The 19,429-nt window shown below is 62.6% G+C and carries 8 protein-coding genes; 1 reads left to right on the top strand and 7 read right to left on the bottom strand.

All coding sequences use genetic code 11. The features are described from left to right. Positions 1-41 precede the first annotated feature (41 nt). The 6 genes from PSO31014_RS08565 to PSO31014_RS08540 all read right to left on the bottom strand — a co-directional run bounded on the left by PSO31014_RS08565 (position 42) and on the right by PSO31014_RS08540 (position 16,840). The gene (locus tag PSO31014_RS08565; protein WP_150551209.1) at positions 42-2,666 is read right to left on the bottom strand and encodes a hemagglutinin repeat-containing protein; all 2,625 of its coding nucleotides are present in this window, start codon (positions 2,664-2,666) and stop codon (positions 42-44) included. 85 nt (positions 2,667-2,751) lie between these two features. Then, a complete protein-coding gene (locus PSO31014_RS08560; protein WP_150551208.1) occupies positions 2,752-3,030 on the bottom strand; it encodes a hypothetical protein in 279 nt (92 codons plus the stop codon). Continuing rightward, the gene (locus PSO31014_RS08555; protein WP_174976447.1) at positions 3,030-12,575 is read right to left on the bottom strand and encodes a hemagglutinin repeat-containing protein; all 9,546 of its coding nucleotides are present in this window, start codon (positions 12,573-12,575) and stop codon (positions 3,030-3,032) included. Before PSO31014_RS08555 ends, PSO31014_RS08560 begins: the two co-directional genes overlap by 1 nt. 114 nt (positions 12,576-12,689) lie before the next feature. Beyond that, positions 12,690-14,456: a ShlB/FhaC/HecB family hemolysin secretion/activation protein gene (locus PSO31014_RS08550; protein ID WP_150551206.1), complete on the bottom strand. Its 1,767-nt coding sequence runs from the start codon at positions 14,454-14,456 to the stop codon at positions 12,690-12,692. Between the two features lie 603 nt (positions 14,457-15,059). Next, positions 15,060-15,413, bottom strand: coding sequence for a DUF3331 domain-containing protein (locus PSO31014_RS08545; RefSeq protein ID WP_174976446.1), 354 nt, complete (start codon positions 15,411-15,413; stop codon positions 15,060-15,062). 134 nt (positions 15,414-15,547) lie between these two features. Then, positions 15,548-16,840, bottom strand: coding sequence for an NAD(P)/FAD-dependent oxidoreductase (locus tag PSO31014_RS08540; protein ID WP_150551204.1), 1,293 nt, complete (start codon positions 16,838-16,840; stop codon positions 15,548-15,550). A 155-nt stretch (positions 16,841-16,995) separates the two neighbouring features. Here PSO31014_RS08540 and PSO31014_RS08535 point away from each other — a divergent pair, with 155 nt between their 5' ends. Further along, a complete protein-coding gene (locus PSO31014_RS08535) occupies positions 16,996-17,655 on the top strand; it encodes a TetR/AcrR family transcriptional regulator (protein ID WP_150551203.1) in 660 nt (219 codons plus the stop codon). Positions 17,656-17,716: 61 nt separating this feature from the next. On the opposite strand, the gene PSO31014_RS08530 is transcribed toward PSO31014_RS08535, so the two are convergent. Further along, complete coding sequence (locus PSO31014_RS08530; RefSeq protein WP_246176517.1) at positions 17,717-19,384, bottom strand: SH3 domain-containing C40 family peptidase; 1,668 nt, start codon at positions 19,382-19,384, stop codon at positions 17,717-17,719. Positions 19,385-19,429 lie beyond the last annotated feature (45 nt).

Raw genomic sequence — 19,429 nt, 5'->3', positions numbered from 1 at the left:
GCTCAAATGCCTGTAGTTCTTCTTCATCGCAACACCCTACATCATTCGCGGTGTTGCACTTGAAACTGGAGACTAAGAACGGTACGATCAAGTATCGTATTCACACTACCACTTGCTCCTTCTGATCCAACGGCACCCGCCACAGTCCCACCGACCGATGGCAATATGCTCGGTGGCACATATTTTGATACACCAAGTCCCCAATCCACCCACTCTGGTCTAAACCACGGGTTGAATTTGTTATTCAATATACCTTCAACCTTTCCACCTGCACCATAGCCAACCAGAGACCCAGCGGCAGCGCCAGCCATGCCAATATTCGGATTGCCTTCCTGGATCGCTGAACTCGTCAAAGCACCACCTGTATTTATTAGTAGTCCCGGCAGGAGGCCGGTGCCAAATGTCAGCGCTCCTGTAACGCCAGCCATTGCGGCATCAAAGCGGCTTATTTTTCCTTCGTTGAATACATGCTGAGCGCCAGTATTTACTGCTACACCAATACCCCCGCCTGCCGCCATACCCGCAATAGTCGGGATGCCACCGGCCGCCGCAATCCCGAGACCGATCATTCCCGCCCCTGCTAGAGTCGAGCCAACCGGATCTTTCTTGATGTTTGACTTCACCAGTTCGTTATACGTTTTTCCTGTACCAAGTTGTTGCTGACCCAGGTCATAGCCGACTTGATTCGGCTTGATGAACTGGTTGTTGTAATCATGATTGGCATACTGCGGATCATTCTTGTAGCCGTCGCAGTTCAGATTCTGGCAGCCTACGACCTTCCGTACGTCGTAATCATGCTTTCCGCCTGCGGCATCATCCGTCTGCTTGTCCGAGTTCCTTAACATTTCAGCAACGATTCGACCTTCGGCTTCTTTTTCACTGATCCCAAGTTCCTTCGCTACCGCTTCCACGTACTTCTTCGCATCGCTGTACTGACGCTGATGTAACTGCCGATTAAACCGATCCGTATTGAACCCGGTAACTGCCCCGGACGTACCTCCCGCCACAGCGCCCACCGCAGTCCCCACCCCTGTCGCCACGATCTGCCCAAGTGCTTCATCGATATCCGCATTCCCCGTCGGGCGGCGGCTTCTGATTTGGTCGCTCAAGTCATTCAGCATCGCGCCGAGCTTCGACGTCGCGCCTGCGCCTAACGCACCGCCAAGCGCATTGCCTCCTCCGAGGCCCGCCACGATTGCCCCACCGGCCGCGTGCATCGTTGCGCGATAGTCGCCGCCGTCGGACCAGTCTTTCGCTTCCTGTAAGTACTGAGCCTTCAACGCAGGATCGATGGTCTTCTCCGCCAGCTTTAGCGCCTCATCGGCTTTCCTATCCGCATAAGTCCCGATGTCGCGCGCCACGGCCTCACCCGCTGCCGTTGCTGCCTGCATCAGACGCGACTGGTCGTTGAGCAGATCCTGTAAATCAGGCGTGCGAGTTACCGTCCCATTCAAGTCAGCAGTATCGCGATTCAAACTCGCCAGATCCTGCGTCTGATTCGCCTCGTCGGTCAGCGTGATCGCGCCTTCGCTTACGCCAGTGCGCGTCGTGGCCCGCTCGCTGCCGCTCTCCATTTGCGGCAACATCGGAGAAATCCCACCCGTGTTCTTGCCGGAGCTATTGCCCGTCGTACGCTCATTCGCGCCGCCATTACCAATGGTGGCGCCACCACCGACACCAAAACTATTGGCGCTGTATTCCGAATGGTTCTCAATGTCGGAGAACGTCAACGTGGCTGTCGTCAGTTGATTCTTTGACGGATCGGCCGTGCTTGCAATGTAGGCACCCTTCAGATCGGTGTTACCCATCACGCCGACGTCAAACCCACCGCCGCCCGCCTGAATTCCGGATTGCTCCTCCACGCCCGCATAGTTGCCGCTCGCGTTTCCACGGGAGAAACTGAGGCTGCCGGATGCGCCCCCCATACTGACGCTCAGCCCACCGCCCATGCTCTGCTGATGCGCGGAACTCTCGCTCGTATCCTGCACGCTGGCGATGTTCAGATCCCCACCCACGCGAGCAATGACCTTGTCGGCATTCACGTTCGCGCCGACGATGTTCGTGTCGCCACCGCTCGCGATCACCGCAGTCTGGCTCGCGTTGATATGCGTGTTGTTTTGGAATTTGGAATCCGAGTTGGCATCGCCGTTCGACTTTGAGAGCGACGCCGACACGCCCCATCCGCTCGTGCCGTAAGACACCCCGATACTGCCGCTCTTCGATTCGTTATCGCTACGCGACGTCTCGGTGTCGGTGCTATGACTCAGGTTGACTTGATTGTTGGCTTGCAGGAGAACGTCCTTCGCATCGATGTTCGAGCCGATGATATTGACGTTGCCTTTCCCCGACGCCGCGTCCCCGGTCGCGATGAACGCCGCCGTGCCTCCCGCCTTGATGTTGCTCGACACGTTTTGCGCGCTGTCGGACGAAGCCGTCGACTTGCTGCTCGACGACCCCCAACTCAACTCAACCTTCGCCTCAGGCTTGCCGCCGTTGGCGAGCGCATCGAGCGCGCCCTTGGCTTGGCCCATTGCACCAACGGCGCCGCTGGCCGCCGCATAACCTCGCAAGGCCGAAACGCGCGCATCGCCGCCGGAGTCGGCGGCAGCGCGCGTCCGATTCGCGACGTTCTGCGCCGCATCGATCACCGGTGCCTTGACCGCCAAAGTGAAGCCCGAAGGTTTCGTCTCATGTGCATCGGCCCGTCTTAACTTAAATCAACTGGCCTCCCAGAAATCGAGGCGATTCATCTTAGTCACCATCCCCTACGATTGGCAGCCCTTCAAGCAAAAGTTCAAATTGCGCCAATCGGTGCGACACACTTCTAATCTCTTGGATGCTCGACTCCATTTCCCACCTGGCTAAGCCGAGATCGCGAGGTCGATCGATCCGGCCCGTACGCGCGTCTGCAATTGCTTCGAGTAACGGCGGGTAGTTAGATAACCAGTCTACGTCCGCATTCTTGCCGAGGTTTGCTTGAATTTCAGCATTCAGCAGTTCCGCGTATTCTCTTAATTTAACTTGGTCCATTAGTGCAGCCCCTTTATCTCGCCGATCCTATTCGCATTTGGATCTGTCCATTGTGTGCGGTTAGGCACGAGTATCTGTTGCGCACCGCCCGGAGCTGAATAAGCCCCCTGCTGAACGGGGGCGACTTGGCTCGAAAATGCCGCCGGCTTCGTTTCCGGTAGAGGCGACATCGAGTACACGTCGAACCCCAACTGCGAGCCACGAATAGCCTGCTCAGCAGGCAGTCCAAGTCTCGCCGCAATCTGGTCAGCCGGCAATTTCGATAATGATTCGTACTCCGATCGCGTCATAAAGTACGGTGAGGTTTTGGTTATTACGTCGCCAGAATACATTCCCTTTGGAACAATCTTTATCAATTCAGTGTTGGCTGCAACGTCGAAATTCGTTGGCAATGTCGTTCCAGAGCTGATCAAGTTTCTCGTATATCGTATCGCGTCATCTTGTTTCAATCCCGCAGCAATATAAACGTTCAATATCGCCTGCGCTTGTGGCGTTTGCATCACGGCGGCGGACAGCTGAAGACCTTGGGTTCCGAATTTTTCGGTTGTATAAGTCAGGCGAGCCGCTTCGTTAAACGCTGCCACCTGCTTTCCCGCTTGCGTTTGTATGATAGAAGCTGTGGCCGCTCCGCCCAAACTCAACGCGACATAGGTCAACGCTGCTGACTGAGAATCTAAGCCCAAGCTCTGAAGTGCACGCTCTCCGTACGTGTGTACAGAATCTCCATGGACAAGTTGCGTAATACCAGCCTTTGAGTAATCAAGGCTCGTGCCAGCAATCATTGCTCCTGCGCCGCACGCTACAACGCTTGAGCAGCCAGCGCCAATGGCGGCGACGGCAGTGGCAGCACCCATCACGCCTTGCACCGCGCCGACAGCGCGATTGCTGATCTGGAAACGATCGAAGTTGTCGTTCAGGCTATCTATTGTGGTATATCCATCAAAGGCACCAGCCCGCTTCAACGTATTCTGCTCTGCCGTGAACTCCGCCCCGTCCATCTGCAACTGATGCAAAACGGACTTGCTCGGATCCCCATCTGGGACACCGTCGGCGCAGCGAACCAACGCACAACTCGCCGCGGCCAACCTGTATTGCTCCTCGGGCGATTTGCCTTGCTGCAGTTGCTTGAGTTTCTGCTCCTCTGTCGGATGCAACTGCCGATTAAACCGATCAGTATTGAACCCAGTAAACGCCCCCGAAGTCCCGCCCGCCACCGCGCCTACCGCAGTTCCCATTCCCGTGACCACAATCTGGGCCAATGCCTGATCGATATCGGCGTTGCCTGTCGGACTGGCATTCTTGATTTCATTACTCAGCTCATTCAGCGCCCCGCCAAGCTTCGACGTCAGCCCTGCACCAAACGCGCCGCCAAGCGCATTGCCTCCCCCGAGACCCGCCACGATTGCCCCACCGGCCGCGTGCATCGTTGCGCGATAGTCACCGCCGTCGGACCAGTCTTTCGCTTCCTGTAAGTACTGCGCCTTCAACGCCGGGTCGTCGGTCTTCTCCGCCAGCTTTCGCGCCTCATCGGCTTTCTTATCCGCATAAGTCCCGATGTCGCGCGCCACGGCCTCACCCGCTGCCGTTGCTGCCTGCATCAGACGCGACTGGTCGTTGAGCAGATCCTGTAAATCAGGCGTGCGAGTGACCGTCCCATTCAAGTCAGTAGTATCGCGATTCAAACTCGCCAGATCCTGCGTCTGATTCGCCTCGTCGGTCAGCGTGATCGTGCCTTCGCTTACGCCAGTGCGCGTTGTGGCCCGCTCGCTGCCGCTCTCCATTTGCGGCAACATCGGAGAAATCCCACCTGTGTTCTTGCCGGAACTATTGCCCGTCGTACGCTCATTCGCGCCGCCATTACCAACGGTGGCCCCACCACCGACACCAAAACTGTTAGCGCTGTATTCCGAATGGTTCTCAATGTCGGAGAACGTCAACGTGGCTGTCGTCAGTCGGTTCTTTGACGGATCCGCCGTGCTCGCAATGTAGGCACCCTTCAGATCGGTGTTACCCATCACGCCGACGTCGAACCCACCGCCGCCCGCCTGGATTCCGGATTGCTCCTCTACGCCCGCATAGTTGCCGCTCGCATTTCCGCGCATATAGTTCGCGCTTCCCGACGCACCTCCCATGCTTAGATTCATGCCGCCGCCCACACTCTGTTGATGCGCCGAACTCTCGCTCGTATCCTGCACGCTTGCGATGTTCAGATCTCCACCCACGCGAGCAATGACCTTGTCGGCATTCACGTTCGCGCCGACGATGTTCGTGTCGCCACCGCTCGCGATCACCGCCGTCTGGCTCGCGTTGATATGCGTGTTGTTTTGGAATTTGGAATCCGAGTTGGCATCGCCGTTCGACTTTGAGAGCGACGCCGATACGCCCCATCCGCTCGTGCCGTAAGACACGCCTACGCTGCCGCTCTTCGACTCGTTCTCGCTGCGCGACGACTCGGTGTCGGTGCTATGACTCAGGTTGACTTGATTGTTGGCTTGCAGGAGAACGTCCTTCGCATCGATGTTCGATCCGATGATGTTGACGCTGCCTTTCCCCGACGCCGCGTCCCCGGTCGCGATGAACGCCGCAGTGCCTCCGGCTGTGACGTTGCTCGACACGTTTTGCGCGCTGTCAGACGAAGCCGTCGACGTGCTGCTCGACGACCCCCAACTCAATTCAACCTTCGCCTCAGGCTTGCCGCCGTTGGCGAGCGCATCGAGCGCGCCCTTGGCTTGGCCCATTGCACCAACGCCGCCGCTGGCCGCCGCATAACCTCGCAAGGCCGAAACGCGCGCATCGCCGCCGGAGTCGGCGGCAGCACGTGTCTGATTCGCAACGTTCTGCACCGCATCGATCACCGGTGCCTTGACCGCCAACGTGAAGCCCGAGCTCTTGGTCTCGTGCGTCTCGTCATGATGCTGGCGATTGACTGCCGACTCGACGGTGACGTTTTTCCCGATACCCGCCACATTCCCACCCGCGACGATGTCGCTACCTCGCACCAGAAGGTCGTTGCCCGCCACCATGCCGACGTTACCGTTCACGCTGCCGACAAGACTTCCCGTCTGCGTCACGCTGCTGTCATTGGTGCGGTCGCGCTGCTCGTTCTTCCCGTATGAGATGCCCACCCCTCCGGACGAACCGAACCCCGATCGCTTCTCCTCACGGAACGTGCGGCTCTCGCTCACGTTCTCCGTCGATTCGACGCGCAGATCGTGACCGGCCTGGAGGGCAACGTCTTTGGTGCCGACAATCGTGCTCCCCCGTACGCTCATGTCTTTGCCCGCTGCCACCGCCACGCTGTCTGCGGAGATCACGCTGCCGTTGGCGACAGTGTTTTTCGTGTCGGTCATGCTCACCGTTGTCGTACTACTCAAGAATCCACCGCTACTGTCTTCCTGGCGGCTGTGGAACTCATGCGTCTCGGTGACCTCACCGATATTCACGTCGCCCGCCGCCACCAACGTCGCCGTTCCCTTCTCGAGCGCGATACCGCTGCCGAGCACGTTGATATCTTTGCCGGAGACAACCGTAAGGCTGTCGCCGCTTTGCAGCGTAGTGCCGATCACCGTGTCGTCCGACGTACGCAGTGCTTCCGCATCGGTGCCGCGACTGGCGCTGTCCGCACCGCTGCTGTGGAAGGTGGAGGTTGCTACCGACGCCTGCAGCGTCACGTCGCCCTTCGCCGCCAGTACGCCGCCTCCCTTCAGGTTCAGGTTGGCGCCGGTCGCGGTCAGATCACCGCCGACCCCAATCTGCGCCACGCCTCCCACCGTCACTGTGCTGCCTGTCTTCGAGTTCAGATCGGTATCCGACACGCCGCTGCCGATCGACACCGACTTCCGCTCGCCCGTCTGCACCGCGCCAAGATCCCAGTTGCCACCAATGGCCATACCGAGATTCCCGCCCACGTTCAAGTTGCCCGCGTTCTGCTCGAAGTTGCCTCCCGTAGCGATCGCGGCGTTGCCCGTCACGTTCAGATTCGCAACGGGGCCGAGCGTCGTCGTGACGCGTGTGGCTCCCGCGTCGCCGTCCTGCCTGAGTGTGTTCGTCGTCGTGTTCAGCAGAAGATCGCCGCCGGCCATGAGTGCCAGACTTCCGGCATTCACCGTGGCGGAACTCATGTCGATGTCGCCCGCTGTCGTCAACGTCATCAGGCTGCCGCTCTGCAGCGACCCGAACGCGTTGTCGATGGACTTGCCGCCAACCGTGAGGGTGCGATCTGCCTGTACCGTGCCGCTGTTGGTGAGCGTCTGCGTGTCTTTCAGGTCGATGTCACCCGCAGCGATTAGCGGGCCGTTCATTGGCTGTTGACTCGTTTTCGCCAGATAGACCACTGGCACCAGCACGGTTTGTCCGTCCAAGATCTGGGTCTGCATGATCACCACATTGCTGGTCAGTGCTGCGACCTGCGCCGCCGACAGGCTCATGCCCGGCGAAAGGTTCAGCGACTTCGCGAGTTCCGCACCCGACGTCATCAACGCCTGATACATCGACTCGATGTCGGTAAAGGGACCGAGGACCGCCTTGCCAGTGAGCGCCGTGATCTGGTCCCGCACCAACTGCTGCTCGTACATGCCGTCCCCCAGACGCTTTGCCGTCGTCTGCAGATTGACCCCTATCTGCCGGAAATAGTAGTCGCTCGAAATGAAGCGCTTGGCGTCAGTGAAGGCCGGGTTCGATTCGATGAGGTACGCCGCGTCCGGCGCCGTGGCCGGGCGGAACAGACCGCCCTGCGGGATCGTCAGGTTGGCGATGACGCTGACGGCCGTGGCACGTGCAATGATCGGATCGAACTGCACAACACTCGTCTGAATCGATGTTCCGTCGATCCTTGTTCCATTAGCGTTGCCGCCAACAACGCCGATGGTCACGTCCGTCACCGACTGGCCGGGTACGAGGCCGATCGATGGCACGCCTGCATTGCCCGCCGTGTTGTCGATGCTCACGCCCGAGCCGGTCAACTTGCCGTTTGCGACAAAGGTCGATTCGTAGGCGGGCGAGGTGTACGTACGGATATCTGCGGGGGAGCGATTCCAACCCGTCGGACGATACGTCGGGTAATTGGCGTCGCCGAACGGCAATTGCCAGTCGCGGATGCTCTTGTCGTAGTTGTCGTAGTGATAGTGCCCCGAGTAGGTGACGCGTATGACCGGGGCGTTCTGGCCTTTCCAGCTATTTTGGTCCAGCGTTACGGGGGCGGCGATGTCGCCCGCCGCCGAGACCGCACTCCAATAGTTCTGAAACAGATCGACTGACGAGGCATTCAGGTTGGCGCCGGAGATGATTTGCGCCTTCGGGCTGATCGACGTCACGGTGTTGGCTTCCGCCACGCCGGTATAGCTGGTGTAGATATAGTCGCTGTTCCATCTCCCACTCCCGGGAGGTTCGGGGTACGCGCCGCCAATCGCGTTGGGATCTCGCGTATTGATTTTCCCGGTACGTCCGCTCAGGCTGATGCCCAAGCTCGCAAGTAGATCCGCAGAGACCGACGACGTGAAGCCCGACGTCTGCATTTGTCGCCGCGTATTCGTGACCTGATTGGCGTGCAGCGCCATATCGCGTGTGGACTGGATCAGGGCCGATTGGTTGCGGATCAGTTGCGCGTTGGTGTAGTTGCCGCTCGCGTCCTTGCCCCCGGCGAGGACAACCCGGCCAAGACCAAAAATGGCAGCGGTCGCCTGCGTATCGGTGGCCGTCGTGTCGTCGCGGTTCTCGATGATCGGCGCGAGCAGTTCGAGCGTCCCCTCGCTGTTTGTCGCGCCAATGAGCGCCGTTGGACCGACGTTCGATAGTCGCGATGTCGCATTGAGCGACACATCGCCGCCCACCAGGGTGCCCGTGTTTTGCAACGTGTTCGAGTGCGTTGTGAGCGTGCCACCGGCCATCATCGTGCCGCTGTTGGCAATATCCCCCGCCGTGATGTTCAGGTTCTCGACCGCTTCGACCCGTGTGTCGTTCGTGAACGTGCCGGGCAGCGTAATCGCAAGTTCATGCCCCGCAGCCAACTTCAGCGCTGGCGTCATCGCGAAGTCGCCGTCGACGTTCACCGCTACATCGTGGGCCGCACCGTAGGCGCCGCCGCCCGCAAGCGTTGCCGCCGTCACGTTCAGGTCGTTCGTCGCACCGATCTGGCCGCGGGTATTCGTGAGCGCCCCAACCGTCTTGATGGCCACGTCGCCGCGCGAACCGGCCAGGTTGCCGATGCCGCCACCCGTGTTATCGAGCGTGTCGGCATCGATCGAGACGGTCGCGCCGCTCAGTTGTCCGCCCAACGTGTTCGAGATAGTCGAGGCCCCGAGGGCCACACGACCATTGCCCGTGATCGCGCCGGCGCCGTTGACGACCCGCGTGCCGCCCTGAATCGTCGCGTCGCCCGTGCCAAGATTGCCGATGAGACCGCGAGTGTTGTCGATGGACGCGACCTGCACCGCGAGGGTGCTGTCGTCGCCGTCGGTTCCCGACTGGATCCGACCGTTCGTGTTGTCGAGGGCGCCTCCGCCGATAACGGACAGGGACGCCAGCGAGCGCACGACCCCTTGTGTGTTGTTCACGTCACCCGACACTTTCGCCGTGGCGTTGCCCCTTGCGGCAAGCATGCCCTCGGAGTTGTCCAGGCTGCCGACGTTCAGCGCCAGTTGTCCACCCGCAATGATCTCGCCGCGCGCGTTCAACAGCGTCCCCGCACCGTTGCCCGGAGCGATCGTCAGCCGTCCCGTTCCGGCCGCAAGGATCTTGCCGCCGCTGTTGTTGAGAAGGGCTGGCGCAAGCGTCAGGTCCTGGGCGTGACTCTGGATCGTGCCGCCCGCCGAGTTGTCGAGCGTATGCCTGACGTCGATGGTCATCGGCGAGGCACCGTAATGCGTGATCGTCCCCCCGTGATTCAGAAGGTCGGCCGCGGACAACGCCAACTGGTTCGCCTTCACGTTGCCGCCGCTGTTGTTCAGCGTGGCGTTCGTCGTCAAACTCAGGTTCGGCGCCACAATGGCGCCGCCCTTGTTCGTCAGTGAACCGGTGCGGATCGTTTCGTTCGCGCCTGCACCAATCTCGCCGTCATCGTTCGCCAGCGTGTCGCTCGTGAGCGTCAGATCGGTGTTCGACAGCAGCTTGCCGTTTGCATTATCGACCGCGCCGCCAAGCGTTGCCGTGAGCCCGGTCTGCCCCGTGATCAGCCCCGTTGCATTGTCCAGGCTCCCCGCCAGCGCGATGACCTGACCGTTGCTGGTGATCTTGCCGCCCGTATTCGAGAGCGTGCCGGTTCCGTTCCCGACATTCATCGTGAGCGTGCCGGCGCCCGCGTGCGTGATCGTGCCGCCGTGGTTATCGAGCGTGGACGGCGCCAACGTGAGATCCGCGCTATTCGTCTGCAGCGTGCCGCCCGCCGAATTGTCGAGCAGGCCCAGGACGGCGACGCGCATCGACGTGGTACCCGTCTGGGTGATCGTGCCCGCGTGATTGACGAGATTGGTGGCACCCAGCGACAGTTGCATCGCCTGCAGGGCCCCGGCACTGTTGTCGAGTGTGGCCGCACTCACCGACGCCGCCTGACCCGCGACGATATTGCCGCGGTGGTTGGTCAGTTGCGCGCCGGCGTCGATCGTCGCATTCCCCGCCGCTTGTAGCGTGCCATCGCTGTTATCGAGCGACCCGGTGCCGACTTGCAGGTCTGTTTGTGCACTCACCGTGCCGTGGTTCGCAACCCGCTCCGCCGCGAGCGTGACAGCACCATTGCCGCCGATCACACCGCCCTGCGAACCAGTGGCGGTCGTGCCGATCGCGTTCGTGAGCGCACCGGTGACCGTGACCGTCAGACCATCGCCATTCAGGGAGGTGATGCGGCCCGCCGTATTGTCCAGCGAATCCCCCACAAGGGACAGCGCAGCGCCGCTCTGCAGGGTGCCACGGTCGTTTGCGATGGCGCCGCCACGCAATTGCATGGCACCCGCCGAAACGATTTCGCCGCCCAGGTTCGTCAACTGCCCTGAGGTCCGCGCAATGAGCATGGCTTGTGACGCAATCTTGCCCGCCACATTGGACAGCCGGGCCGCGTCGAGCGTCACGCCTTGAACCCCCGCGAGCGTGCCGTCGTCGTTGATCAGCGCACCGACGACCTGTGCCGTCACGTGTCCCGCTGCGCGCGTGGTCGCGCCAGCGAGGTTCAGATCGCCGATGCTGGCTATCAACGTCAGGTCGCCGTTTGCGGACGTTTCGCTGCCCGCGAGATTGAGCCCGCCGCCCGTGAACATCGCGTTGCCGCCCGCCACGCTAAGGCCGCCCACATCGAGCTGAGCCGATGCGGCTACCGACAGGTCGCCGCCGCTGCCGACCGAGCCGTCGCCGTTCACGCCGGCGCCCAGCGTGCCGGTCGATGTCAGGTGGCTCGCCATGACGGACAGATCTCGTTGTGCCGCCAGCGTGCCATCGTTCGTGACGGTGTCCGCCGCGCGGACGGTCGTGCTCTGTTTGGCGTAGATCGTGCCGCTGTTGGCAACGCTGCCCACGTCGATCCCCACGTTCCCGCTGGCGCTTAGCTTGCCGGACTGCACGAGCTGTCCAGCGCTGGTGAGCGTGAGGTCGCCGGCTTGCGCGGCGATCTCGCCCGCATTCGACACACCGACGCCCTTTTCCGTCCCCACCAGCGTGATTCGGTTGGCGTACATGCCACCGAGTGCGCTGACGTCGATCGAGACCCCCGGGGAGGCGCCAGTGCTGCTGATGGCGCTCGCCGAAAGCGTGTCGTGATCGACCTGGTTCGTGCCGGTGATGACGTTCATCGCGTTGCCGTAGATCGCGGCATTGGCCTGCACCGCGCGGGCGATCAGATCGACTTGGTCAACGTTGCTCGCATTCAGCCCCGCGCCCTGAACGGCAATGCTGCCACCCGTCACCTGAAAGCCGCGCAGCCCTCCGTTGGCATCGAGTATCGGTGTGCCGGTCGTAAGAATGCCGCGCGTGGTATTGATGAAGCCGCCGCCATCGACCACGATCCCCGAACCGTTCGCGACGATGACTTCGGCCCGGCTGCCCGCGACCTCTAGAAAGCCTCTTAGCTGGCTCGGCGCGGTGCTGTTGACCTGATTCAGAATAATCCTCGCGGACTGGCCGGGGCCGAGATTCGGGTTGCCGTTGATCATCCCGGCCTGCTGCGTCTGCGTCATTACGGACGCGTTGTTCAGGATCGCACCGCCGCGCGGCACATCGAACTGGGAATAGGTGTTCTGAGACACGCCCGCCGCGCTGGGCGTGTTGATGTCGATTTGCGGGAGACCGTTCGGGGCCTGCACGACGGAGGGGGCCCGTTCACCCGCCCCTGTCACTTGCGCTTGCACCCGCACGGGCACCGCCCCCAGCGTCATGAGGGTGGCAAAGGCCACGCATCGCATCGGAAACAGCGAGAAGCACGCAAGGCGCCGCGAAGCGTGCCGCGTGGCATCACGTCGGCGCGTCTGACCGGCATCTGCCTTCCCGCCCGCGCTGACCGTTTCAGCTACCGCCACCAGCATGCCCCGTGGCCGGCTGTACACCAATCGGAAGAGGTTCTTATTCATTTTCGTGAACGACCTGAAGAGAGATGCCGCGGCGGGGATCCGCCAGGCGGTCATGGAATGCGGATGCCGTCATCGCAATGCGGAGGGGCTGGCCACCCCGATGTGCTGGACGCCTCAAAGTTGAGCGGTCAGTTGAAATCCGACCGTGACTTGCGCTGTGGGAAAACTGGATGGCTTGTAGATCGGTGTGCCCAGGAACACGTCGTAGCCGTAGCCGCCAAAGCGGGTGGCAACGCTTCCCTTGAGACCGATGACGGCGCCGACGAGCTGTGTGCCGTCTTGCGCGACGGGTTGCGGTCCCCAGACCCGGCCGTAATCGAGTCCCGCGTACACGGACTGTCCGGTCTGACCGAGCGGCACCTGAAGCTCGTTGCGCCAATAGAATCCGCGCGCGGCCGAGAGCATCGTCTCGCCGTCGAAGCCCCGCACGGTGTAGCGGCTGCCGATGGAAAGGTTGTCGATGTAGTAAAGCGTGTTGCCCGTGTATTGGCCGTGGAAGGTCGTCACGTAGCGAACCGGCTGCTGCGCCACGGCGAAGCCGACGGCGAGGTTCGCGTCGAGCACGGCCATGCGATAGCGATAAGTCGGGCCTCCCGACGCCGCGAGAAGGTCATCCTGCGCACCGAGCCCGCCGATTCCTTGCCGGTACGCAAGCGCCGCATCGAGTTGCGCGGCACCGAAATAGTGACGATCCGTCAGGCCCCACTCGACGATGGTGTTGTTACGCCGCTGCTGCGAGATCTCGATGTCTTCGATGAAACTCTGACCGAACTGGCGCGACAGCCGAAGTTGGGTCCCAAACACGTGGTTCTGGCTGCGGGAGAGCACGCGGCTGAGCGTGGCGTCGAGCGTCTTCGAGTTGCCGCTTGCGATGAACGTCTCGTTGATGCCCGCAATTCGCTGGTAGTAGCGGCTGGTGTAGGCCGCGAGCGTTGCGCTCCAGTAGCCCCACGGAATCGCGTAGCTCCCATGCCAGCCACGCGAGCCGAGATCGTGGTCTTTGAACAGCAGATCCTGTGTCACCCCGACATTGAAGATGTCGTTCAGGCCGAGCGGGTTGTACACACCGGCCGAGAGGCTGCCTTGCAGTTGACCCGTCGCACGCGACCCGGCGTTGTCCACGGACGCCACGACGGTCCACGGCTTGGTGCGCGTTACATCGAGCACGACGTCGCTCTGGCCCGGCGGATCGGCCGGCACGATCTGCATCGAGACGTCCTGATTCGACACGCGCTTCATCTGCTCGAGACCCTGCTCGAGATCACGCAGATCCAGCAACTCGCCGTCACGCGTCGGGAAGGCGCTCTTCCATGTGCCCCGCAGTGCCGGATCGGCAAAGCGCACTCGACGGATGGCGCCGGGGATCAACGCGAATCGGAGCGTACCGCTCGCGAGGTCCTGTTCAGGCAGCAGCACGCGCGTCGTGAGGTAGCCGCGACTTAAGACGACCTTTTGCAGGCCTTTGACAAGCGCGTCCAATCCCTGCTTGCCTATGCAGGCGCCGGCATAGTGCCCGACCCAATCCTGGGCGAACGTAAATCGGCCCAGCGACCGCGTCTCGGCAGCGGTTGCCCCGAGGGTCTCTTGCGATGTCGTCGGGAATTCAAAGACGAATGTGTCGATCCGAAAGCATGGGGTCTCGTTGGGTAGCGCGGGCCAGACAGGCGCATCGTCACGCGTTGAGCGTACGGATGGCGCGTTGACCGCCGCCTCGCGTCGTTGTGCCTCTCGCTGTTGTTGGATCAACTGGTCTTGCTCGACGCCTGTTCGAGCGGCGGCCGCCGTGTCGGCGGGGGTGGGTGCGGACGTTTGCTGCGCCTGCGCCGTCATCGCGAACAGCGAACAGGCCAGCAGCACGGCTTTCGTTTGGGTGATCGGCATCAGGGCTTTGCAGCGATTTCAAAGTGCGGATTGAGCGAATTACGGTCGACGCGTGGATCGTCATCAACGGCAGCCACTCGTGCCAACGCGTAATCGACCTACGCAGCGTGGGGAGATAACGGCGATGCCGGAGTGGGATGTCACTGAACGTGACGAGGGGGGCATTGAGACGTTGGACTTCACCGCGGTAGTGCGGCGGTGGTTCAACGAAAAACGTTAGCAAGACTAAGGGTTAAGTCACAAACAGACTTCTTGTTCTGGTCGGAAATTTTCGAGTCTGGATGCGTCGGGCGCGACGTCAGAACGCGTCGGTCGTCAACGTCGCCCGAAAGGCTGCGGTGGCAGCGACGTTCGGCTGACGAAGGGCGGAATGAGGGGGGGGCGCGCGGAAAGGAGGGGCAAACGGCGTTGTGCGCTTCGCCGGGCGGCGAAGCTCCGCTGAGTGCGGAGCGTCGTTCAACGGGACAGGATGATTGTCGACCGCGACGAATCAAGGATCGAGCGTCGGGCTCGTGGCGTGTGCGCGCACCGTGTTTGAGGCGCGGGCGGACTTCGCGCCAAATACCCCGGCGGCCGATCCGTACGGGGTTGTCAGTCGCGGAGTTATGCCGGTTCGAGTTCCCGGCTGCTGGATTCGCGCATGGCACGAATGGGCTCGGCCAATATCATCGCGTCGACATTGAGCGGCGGCACATCGCCGAACAGCGGCCGATAGACGAAGTCGCCCACGTCGATCGTCTCGCCCGTCAACGCGCAAACGCCAGGGTGATTCGCCCGGCGAATGCGCCAGATCTGCGCCCCATAATTGCCGCCGGTGGCATCGTTCCACGACACGGTGATTGTCAGTTCGCTGGAGATCTCCAGCACACGCACGATGGGCGCGCGGCGCGTGTACGGAATGACGGGCCGGCACACGACCGGTTCGGCATCGAGCATCGCCACGGTGTGTTGCCACACGCCTTGATCGCGCGGCGCGGCGCGCGACGTGCGCGAAGTCCGTGACGTCGCGGACGTCGCGGATGTCGGGGATGTGCAGGCATCGCGGTGGGTACCGCTTCGTTTGGGGCAGTGAGTTCGGTCGCTTCGCATGGTCAGGCCAGCCGGGTGCGCGGCCCGCGAAGGCCGCCGAGTTTTTCCGCGCCCAACAGCACCGTCGCGCGGGCGAACCCGTGCAGCGCATGCTGATGGCGCCGATACAACATGGCGTGGCTCCACTGCGCGAAGCGTCCGCGCACGATGCCACCTTTGAAAAAGCCGAATCGCCCAAGGGCGCCAAACGCGTTGTAGCCGGAAAGCGAGATCGACGCGCCAGGATCGCGATAGACGAACGGCGGAATCGCGCGTCCCTCAAACCACGCGCCAAGATGTCGGCCCAGATGCGCCGCCTGCTGCGTGGCGACCTGGGCCGTCGGCGGCAACGGGCACTCGCCCTTCGCGGGCACGAGCGACGCACAGTCGCCAAGCGCAAAGATTCGCTCGTCTTGCGCCGTCTGCAACGTCGGGCGCACCACGATCTGGTTGGCATCGTTGGTCAAGAGCCCGCCAATGCCCTGCAAGACGTCGGGCGCTTTCACGCCGGCCGCCCACACGAGCAGGTCGCCGGGAATCAACTGACCGTCGTCACGATAGAAACCGTCACGGTCGGCGCACACGATGCGGGTGTCCGTCAGCACGCGAAAGCCCAGGCGCTCCAGCCCCGCCTGCGTCGACTCGGACACCTCCGGCGGAAACGCCCCAAGCACACGCGGGCCGCTCTCGACGAGCGTGAGCTTCAGCCGCTCGCCAATGCGCGGATCACCATAGCCGGCCGCCAGCGCGAACGTGCGGCTCAGCTCCGCCGCGAGTTCCACGCCCGTGGCGCCGCCACCGGCGATCACGACACGCAGCGCGTCGTCGTTCACGGCGCTGCGCAGCGCTTCACATCGCAACGCCGCTTGAAATGCCTCGGCCTGCGGCTGACTGTCGATGAAATGGCAGACGTCGCGCACACCGGGCAGACACGCATCGTCGGCCTGCGAGCCGAGCGCCAGCACGAGCGCGTCGTATGGCACACGACGCTCGCCCAACAAGCGCGAGCCGTCGGGCGCGTCCATCTCCCCAAGCACAATCTCTCGGCGCGTTCTATCCAGCCCGCACATGCGCCCCGCCTGATACGTAAAGCCGTTGCCGCACGCGTGGGCAAGATACGTCACCTGTGTATGAGTGACGTCGCGCGTGCCTGCCGCCACGGTGTGCAGCATCGGCTTCCAAAGATGGGTGGGATGACTGTCGACCAGCGTCACGTGCGTCGTGCCGGCAAGCCCGAGCGTGCGGCCCAGCCGCGTTGCCAGCTTCAGGCCGGCGATACCGCCACCGACAATCACGATTCGGTTTGCACGAGACATTTGGGGGAAATGCCAAATTCAACAAGTGATGAATAAGCGCATAATAGCGAGCGTGGCCCCGGCGTGTCAAATGGCAATTGCCTGGGCAGGCAGCGGCGTTCGGGTCGGGTAGACTTGGCGCATTGCTGTCGCGAACTCGACCCACCCATCGCTCAATGACTCCGAACAAAGCCGTCTCGCAAGCTGAACCGCCCCGCAAACGCACACGTGGGCGTCCCACGTGCAACTGCTCGCATGGGGCCGACGCGTTGTTGCTCAACGCGCGGCGTATCTTTGCGCAGCGCGGTTTCTATGCGAGCAGCGTGCGGCAGATCGCGGAGGCGTCCGGGGTCGACGCCGCCCTGATCTCGCACCACTTCGGCTCGAAGGAGGCCCTGTGGGTCGCGGTCGTCGATCAGATCGCGACGCTCACGCGCTCGATGATCGAGCAGACGCTGGCGCTGCGGCACGCGCCGCTGGAACCTGCCGAGCGTATCGAGCAGGCGGTACGCGTGTTCGTGGAAGTCGTTTTCGAGAATCCGGACATCGGTATGTTCTTTTCGACGGCCGCGACCGAGGAAGGCGAGCGGCTCGACATCATCATGCAGCGACTGGTGCGTCCGTATCGCGATGCGATGGTGCCGCTCGTGGCCGACTGGCTCGAAGCGCAGAAGCGCCCGGGGCAGGACGCCGACGTGATGTTTTTCATGCTGACGTCGGCCATCAGCAAGACAGTGTCGTATCGCCACATGATGGGACCGTTCCTGCCGCCCGAAGGCATGGCCGATCTCAAGCGCACCGTGCTCGACTGCGCCATGGCGCTGATTCGGCAGTGATTCGCCGGCGCAGGCGGTGCGCAAGCGTCTTATAGGCTTGCGGCACCGGCCGGCCAGCGCTTTACTGCGGCATCTCCTCCGGCGTATCCGTGCTCGGTACGCGCGTGGCATCCCCGTTTGCCGAGGTCTCGCTGCCGATCACGCTGATCTCAAACAACGACTTGCCCGCGAGCGAGCGAGCCTCGGGATCTTCCGGGTAGGTCTTGAGCAACGGCAGGATCACCGAGCCACCGATGACATTGCGACGACTGTTATCTGCCGGCGACAGGCCCCACACGTTCTGATAGGTCATCGGCACGCTTTCGCCGTCGCGCTGCGCATTGCCCAGGTACAGCATGATGTGCCCATTGATGTGGATGAGCGTCATCAGCGGGCGGCCGCGCTCGGCCAGCGTGCGCAACCTTGTGTCGATATCGGCGGCGCGCAGATCGGTGCGTACGCCCGCCCGTAACTGATCCGACGAATGGCGCGGCAGCCACACGCCGAACGGGGCGAAGAGGCTGCGCGTCTCGGCCGAGCAGTCGTTGTAGAACAGCGTGTTGCCCCACCCGTACGGACGCCCAATCAGTTGCTTCATCACCTGCGCCATATGGCGCGGCGTGATTGTCCATGGCATCGGCACCAGCGTCGAGGCGTCGAGCGGGGTCGTGCGAATGTGTGCCTGACGCCGAAGATCGGCCACGGGGAACATCGCGACCTGTTGCCCGTCGCGCAGCATCACAGGCAGCACGGTGCCGATCGGTGCAAACGTTCGGTAGATGGGCGCGGTCGCGCCGGGCGGCGTGTCGGCCAAGGCCACGTCGGTGCGCACGATGGCGCCGAGGCGGCGCTGTGCCGCGTCACGCCACGTGGCGATGAAATGCTCATCGACCGCGGCTACGGTGCGCGCATCGACCCAGCCGATCAGATCCGGCGAATAGACGAGCAGCCACGCGCCGTCGGCGCTGCGGGCGAGCGTATAGACCGGCGTGCCGGGCCGCAGTGCGGAGTCCTGCAGGGCATCGAACGGATAGCCTTCGCCCGCCTGATGAAAATCGTAGAAGGCCGGGTCGTGCGTGGGGAGCTGCCGTACCAGCGCGTTATCGACAGTGACGCCGCGACGGCGCGGATCGTATTGCCCACCGGCCTGATCGGCGTCGAGTTGGGCCAGCGCCATGTTGGCTTCGATGGCGCGGATCCACGACGACGTGTGCGCATGGAAGTTCTCGCCATAGGTCTTGGCAACGCCGGGCACGCCGTTATCGAAACGTCTGGCGCGCCGCGCTTGCGAATCCGCGATCTGCTGGGCACCGGCGGCGTTGAGCAGCGATGTCGACAGCCACGTACCGTTCCACGGCGAGGGGTCGCGCGGCGAGGTGCCGAAGTAGCGCGCGCGGAAGGCCTCGAACCGACGCGTTTGCTCCTGCGCGGAGAGCAGCGGCCGATCGTAGCCGGGCGCATCGGGCCGGATCCAATGATCGACGTTCTGATCGTAATGCTCGATGGGGAAGCGGCCGATGTTGTAGCGCATCGCCGTGCCAGCCGCCGCCGGCTGAGACGCCGTGGGCGGTTGCGGCGCGCCTGCGCACGCCGCGAGCACGACGAGCGGCAGCAGCGACGTGAGGCCGGCAAGGCGGGTAACGGGGCGCTGCGGGGCGTTCGAGGCGTTGCGCCGCGCGATGTGCATGACATGCGCGACGGAAGACGTGGCACGCACGATGACGCCGCGCGCCGCAAGGAGGGCACCCATGTTGTGCGAAAAAGAGTCCGGATGCCGTCATGCTACTCCATCGAC

It is taken from the genome of Pandoraea soli (assembly GCF_902459595.1).
GTDB lineage: Bacteria > Pseudomonadota > Gammaproteobacteria > Burkholderiales > Burkholderiaceae > Pandoraea > Pandoraea cepalis.
The sequence above is the reverse complement of the archived record's forward strand: the minus strand, read 5'-3'. Positions and strand labels throughout refer to the sequence as shown.